General features: G+C 61.9%; 4 protein-coding genes and 1 pseudogene. 4 read left to right on the top strand and 1 reads right to left on the bottom strand.

The window, feature by feature from the left end:
* Nucleotides 1–464: 464 nt before the first annotated feature.
* Together B5X69_RS20105 and B5X69_RS20100 are read left to right on the top strand one after the other, a co-directional pair.
* Nucleotides 465–818, top strand: coding sequence for an NAD(P)H-dependent oxidoreductase (locus B5X69_RS20105; RefSeq protein WP_079640273.1), 354 nt, complete (start codon nt 465–467; stop codon nt 816–818).
* Between the two features lie 33 nt (nt 819–851).
* Entirely contained in the window at nt 852–1,463 is a 612-nt protein-coding gene (locus tag B5X69_RS20100) for a PAS domain-containing protein (RefSeq protein WP_020819394.1), read from the top strand.
* Nucleotides 1,464–1,667: 204 nt separating this feature from the next.
* On the opposite strand, the gene B5X69_RS20095 is transcribed toward B5X69_RS20100, so the two are convergent.
* Complete coding sequence (locus B5X69_RS20095) at nt 1,668–2,534, bottom strand: arginase family protein (RefSeq protein WP_021222983.1); 867 nt, start codon at nt 2,532–2,534, stop codon at nt 1,668–1,670.
* A 152-nt stretch (nt 2,535–2,686) separates the two neighbouring features.
* On the opposite strand from B5X69_RS20095, the gene B5X69_RS20090 reads away from it, so the two are divergent.
* Together B5X69_RS20090 and B5X69_RS20085 are read left to right on the top strand one after the other, a co-directional pair.
* Nucleotides 2,687–4,801: a ParB/RepB/Spo0J family partition protein gene (locus tag B5X69_RS20090; protein ID WP_020819396.1), complete on the top strand. Its 2,115-nt coding sequence runs from the start codon at nt 2,687–2,689 to the stop codon at nt 4,799–4,801.
* An 81-nt stretch (nt 4,802–4,882) separates the two neighbouring features.
* Nucleotides 4,883–5,509: pseudogene (locus B5X69_RS20085) on the top strand (ArdC family protein); the annotation flags it as partial.
* Between the last annotated feature and the right edge of the window lie 88 nt (nt 5,510–5,597).

The raw sequence follows: 5,597 nt of genomic DNA, 5'->3' as shown, positions 1-5,597 counted from the left end.
CTTCTCCCCTCCCCACCCCGCGCTTCGCCAGCGGGTCAGGGCCGCAGCCGCAGGCAGGCGGCCTTGCCGAAAAAGGAGTGAGAAATGACCATTCATATCTCGACAGGCCATGGAGCGGGCTGTCGAGATGAATGTCGGCGGCATGCAGGAAACGAAAATCGCTCAAAACTCTTCCCCCCTCGAAAGCGGCGATATTCTCTGGGTCACCGCGATCCTCCGTTTGTGTAGTGCCCCATGGGAGAACACCCCCAACATGGCCGCAGAGCTATTGGCCATGCGTTCCGCACAGTCGCATGTATTGTAATCAGGGTTCCTCCGCCAGTTTCCCGACTCTTGCGAGGAAGAAACGCTCCCCCTCATAGCTCAAGTGATTTCATCTCGGCTGGCCGGTGCCTGTCGCCACCGACACTCCGGGATAATCCCAATTGCACGACGATGCGTGGATGGCGGATTCAGGAGATGTCATGACCCGCATCACGATTATCGATGGGCATCCCGACCCAAACGGGACCCGGTACGTTCATGCGCTTGCGGATGCCTATGCGGCGGGCGGCGAGGCGGCAGGCCATGAAGTGCGCCGGATCGAGATTGCAGAACTTGATTTCCCTATCTTGCGATCGGCCGGGGAGTGGCGGGACAATGCGCCCGCCGCCGCCATTCACAAGGCCCAGACAGACATTCGCTGGGCGAATCATGTGGTCATCCTTTACCCACTATGGCTCGGAGACGTTCCTGTGCTCAGAGGTCATTCAGTGTATTTATTGCGTTGCAGATGCCAGCGAGTCGGGGAAACTTCTCGGGACCGGAGAAGTTCATAGATCCGAGGCACAATTGAAACCTTAGGGGGTAATGTGCAACGCTTCATCCTGCACGAAAACTTGAAGAAATTCAGGGCCTGCCTGGGCGCAGACGTTGCCGACACCGAGCGCAGCTATCTGCTGCAGCAGATCCGTTCAATTCAACGCGAGCTTGCATTGCTCAACGCCGCCGCACTTGGCGTGCAGAGATATCCTATTGAATTTGGCGCGCTATCATCATGTGATCGGAGCCTTTTTCAACGCCTGACGGAGACCTCTACCCAGCCTACGATGATCATCGATCCGAGGGCTGGTATGCGAATCCTCGACGTCAACGATGCGCATACTGCCATCACCTATACCGAGCGCAGCAGAGTGGCCGGAGAAAGGCTCTTTGACGTCTTTCCGGATAATCCGGATCTTGAGGATGCAACCGGCGTCGCAGGCTTGTTTGATTCCATCCGCATCGCGGCACAGGGACGGCGCCAGCATGCCATGAAAGCACAGCGCTATGACCTGCGGGGTTCCGATGGCCGGTTTCTCGAGCGCTATTGGCAGACGGTGTCCGTTCCGATCCTGAATGACGAAGCGCAGCTGGTGTGCATTCTGCATCAAGCACGAGATGTCACCGAAACAGTCGGCACTGCGGGTTTCGTTGGTCATTGACACCCTCTAATGACGTCTCATCGGCGGTCAGCGCCGCTCTCACAGGAGAAGTCCGTCACATTCAGATTGTGAAGCATCGCGTAGCGGTGACGACGTTTACCTCGAGATCGGGGGGAGGGCGTGTCCAAAGCGGCGAGGATAGCTTCGCGAGTGGTGCGCCATTGGTATTCCGAAACTCGGGGCGGTTTCAGCCCACAGTGAGTTTCATGATTTCATGATGGGTAACTCGGCAAGGCTGTTTCTCAGGCGCAGCATGTCCCATGGCAGATGTTCGGCGATGGCAAGGCCAACCATATCCACTGCCGCGCCGATCTCTTTCAACAGGCGCACCACCTGGTCCAGCTGCATACGGCCTTGCTCTATTCCATCGAAGGCCCCCTCCGGCATGCCCGGCCTGTTGAACAGCAGCGGAGAAAAATGAGCCGGATCGAGGACATCGAGGTCGAAATGTACCGCAAGATGCGTGATTCCCTCGGTCTCGATCCAGTCGAGGATCGGCCGGCTGCTGTCAGCAAGGACGGCTGGCGGGATATGCCGGATGCCCAGTTCCTTCAGGATCAGGTCTTCATCCGCGTTCCATCCCTGCATGCCGGCGATCATCACACGCCGGGCGTCCAGCTTGCGGGGCACTTCTGCCGTGAAAGCCTCGTCGCCCCGGCCAAGCAGCAGGGCAAGCACATGGGCATGGGCGTGCGAAAACTCGGCAGCGCTCATCACGTCGGGATGGGCATCGAGCCAGAGAACGCCCAGCTTTTCACCATATCTGCGGCTTAGATACGCCATCGGCGCAAGATCGACCAGGCAGTCGCCGCCAAGCGTCACGATCCGATCGGGCGCATGCCGCTCGATGGCTTCGCGCGCCGCTCTTGCTTGAGACAAGAGGGCGGCGCACCACTTGATGCCACGGCTAACCGGCGGGGAGCTTCCGTCCGGTTCCGGAACCGCCACGGTTTCCTCGGGGCCGTCATGCGGCGGGGCAAGCCAGCGCAACAATTCGGAACCAAAGCTATAGGCGGGTTCATCGCCACCCTGCCATTGCGGCATGTTCAAACGGAGCGTCGTGGAGGTCACCGCAGATCATATTCTTTCGAGGCCGGAAGAGAAGACAATGTAGGTTGTCCGGCGGAAAAAAGCCACGCCCACGGGGCGCCCCGGGGTTCGAGAGGGAAGGGGGAGTGATGCTGGTGTCCGGGCTGATCCGGATGCCAGAAGGAGTTCCTCCGATGACCACGACCGTTAAGCTCTCGAAGCTTACGCTTTCTCCCATCAATGTCCGCAGGCGGCCCGACGACCTGCTGGAAATACCGCAGATGGCCGCCGATCTCGAAGCTCGCGGCGTACTCCAGAACCTGCTCGTCACGCCTGTGAAAAAGCCGCGCGGCACTTTCGAGGTCTTCGATGGCGGTCGCCGCCTGCGCGGTCTGCTCATGCTCGCCGAGCGCGGCACCATCGACCCTGAAACCTACGATGTTCCCGTCAAGGTTCTCGTCGGCGACGAGGCGACCCTGTCCGAGACCTCGACCGCGGCCAACTTCCATCAGCTCAAGATGACGCCTGCCGAGGAATGCCGCGCGTTCCAGTATTTCATCGGTCTCAATAATGATATCGACGGTGTCGCCAAGCGCTTCGGCCTCACCCGTCGGTTCGTCGAGGGCCGCCTGCGGCTCGCGACCCTGGCCGAGCCCATCTTCGAGGCGCTGAGCGAAGGCACCATCACGCTGGACGTCGCCAAGGCCTATGCCTCGACCGAAAACCAGGAGAAGCAGCTTCTCGTCTGGAACAGCTACGGCACCAGCTATGCCAATGCCGACACTATCCGCCGCGTCATCGCCAACGAAACGATGAAGTCGACCGATCCGGTCGCGATCCTGGTCGGCGAGGACCGCTATGCCGAGGCTGGCGGCAAGATCGACCGCGACCTTTTCAGCGACAGCGGCGACAAGTGGGTGAACCCCGAGATCGCGCAGCGGCTCGCCGCGGACATCATGGAAGCGGAAGCCAAGCGGATCGGCGAGGAACTCGGTCTCGCCTGGATCCGGCCGATTGCGTCGAACTACACGCATAGCGCGGCGACCGGCCTCTACCGGGTGATCCTGCCGCAGCCTGATTTCACCGAGGCGCAGCTGGCCCGCCTCGATGCGATTGCACAGCGGCAGGAAGCCATCGCCGAGGAGATGGATGACGAGACCATCGATGAGGATGCCTACAAGGCGCTCGACCAGGAATATGATGCCCTGTCCGAGGAAGAACACGCGCTCCACAACATCCCGCCGGTGCTGCCTGACGAGATCAAGCCGCTCGTCGGCGCGTTTCTCAAGCTGACGCCCAGAGGCGAGATGGTCCTCGACACCGAATATTATAGCGAGGAACCGGTCAGCATCGGCGGCGCTGATGAAAACGGCGAGGACGACCACGGCGATGGTGCCGGCGGTGGCGGTTCGACCGGCCCGGGCGGCAGCTACACGCCGCCTGCTCCGCCGCCCGAAGCGATCGCCCCGGGCGGCAAGCCGCTCAGCGCCCGGCTCTACGATGAGCTGGCGATGCAGCGGCGCGACGTGCTCGCAGCGACCCTGCTCAGCCATCCGGCCCTGGCGCTCGACTATGCGCTCTTCGTCATGATTGACGATCGCGCCAGCACGTTCAGCGCCTATGGCTCGACCATTCGCGCTCGCTCGCCGCAGGATCCGGTGAGTGGCGACCAGCCGACGACCCGCGCGCGGGGCTATCTCGCCGAAGCCCATGACGGGCTCGATGCGAGTTGGCTGGAGCACAAGTCCGAGGTCGACCGGTTCGAGGCGTTCCGGGCGCTCGACGACGACAGCAAGGCGGCCTGGCTCGCCTACATCGTGGCGATGTCGCTCGAAGCGAAGGCGAGCTACCGCGCCGAGCAGTGTCCGCTCCACAACCGGTTGGCGACGATCATGGATGTCGATGTCGCAAGCTGGTGGCGGCCGACATCCGAGAACTTCTTCGACCGCATCAGCAAGGGCTCGATCCTGACGCTGCTCGCCGATGTCGGCGGCGCGGCGCTGACCGCGCGCCACGCGACGATGAAGAAGTCGGAGATCTCGGAATCGTGCGCGAAGCTCTTCGCGGGCGAAGCGATCGTCGAGCCCGAGGTCCGGGACGCGGCGCTTGCCTGGGTGCCCGACGCCATGCGCTTCCTCGACAAGACCGAGGCGGACGATCTCGAACCCGCCGAAGGCGATCCTGAAGAGCAGGCGATCGTCGAGCCCGAGGATGCCGAAGAGGTTGGCGTGGCTGGCGTCGACGAGACAGTGTCCGGTGCCTGCGAAATCGAAGCGGAATCGCCCGATCAGGACGCTCTCGCGGCCTGACGCCGCTTTCTCCTGGATGCCTTGCCGCCGGCGCGTGGTCCCGTGCCGGCGGCCTTTTCCCCTTCCGCACGGAGAAGCGCCATGTCCCTTGCGAAACGCACGAGCCGCGATGTCGCCGCCGAAATCACCGACCTCATCATCCGCAAGCTCGAGGAGGGTGTTCCGCCCTGGTCGAGGCCCTGGCGGCTGAACGGGGCGGGCGGACGCCCGCTGCGTCATTGCGGCACGCCGTATCAGGGCATCAATACGCTTTATCTCTGGGCGCTCGGCGATGCCCAGGGTTATCGTTCGCGTTACTGGATGACCTGGCGCCAGGCGGAAACGCTAGGCGGGCACGTCCGCAAGGGTCAAACCGGCGCGCTTTCGGTTTATTATTCCTCGTTCAAGAAGCGTGAGGAGCACCCCGAAACCGGCAAGCAAGTGGAGCGGAGCATCCGGTTCCTGCGCCATTACATCGTGTTCAACGCCGATCAGATCGACGGTCTTCCAGCCTATTTCTACCCCTCTGACGAACCGGAGCAGCCTCTGATCCCGTCCGAGCGGCAGGCGGCGATCGACGCCTTCTTCACGGGAATCCCTGCCGACGTTCGCCATGGCGGAAACCAAGCCTACTTCACACCGACCTTCGATCATATCCAGCTGCCGAACCGAACGGCCTTCCGCAGCATGGATCACTATGCGTCCACGCGTTGCCACGAGACGGTTCATAATGCCGTAACCCGGATTATGCCGCATGGCATCGTAGGATCTCGTGTTTCCGCGATTTGGTGACGTGCCGCTTCGGCATATTCCTGGT

It is taken from the genome of Sphingopyxis flava (assembly GCF_900168005.1).
In the GTDB taxonomy this organism is placed as follows: domain Bacteria; phylum Pseudomonadota; class Alphaproteobacteria; order Sphingomonadales; family Sphingomonadaceae; genus Sphingopyxis; species Sphingopyxis flava.
This window is presented reverse-complemented; position numbering and strand designations above follow the sequence as displayed.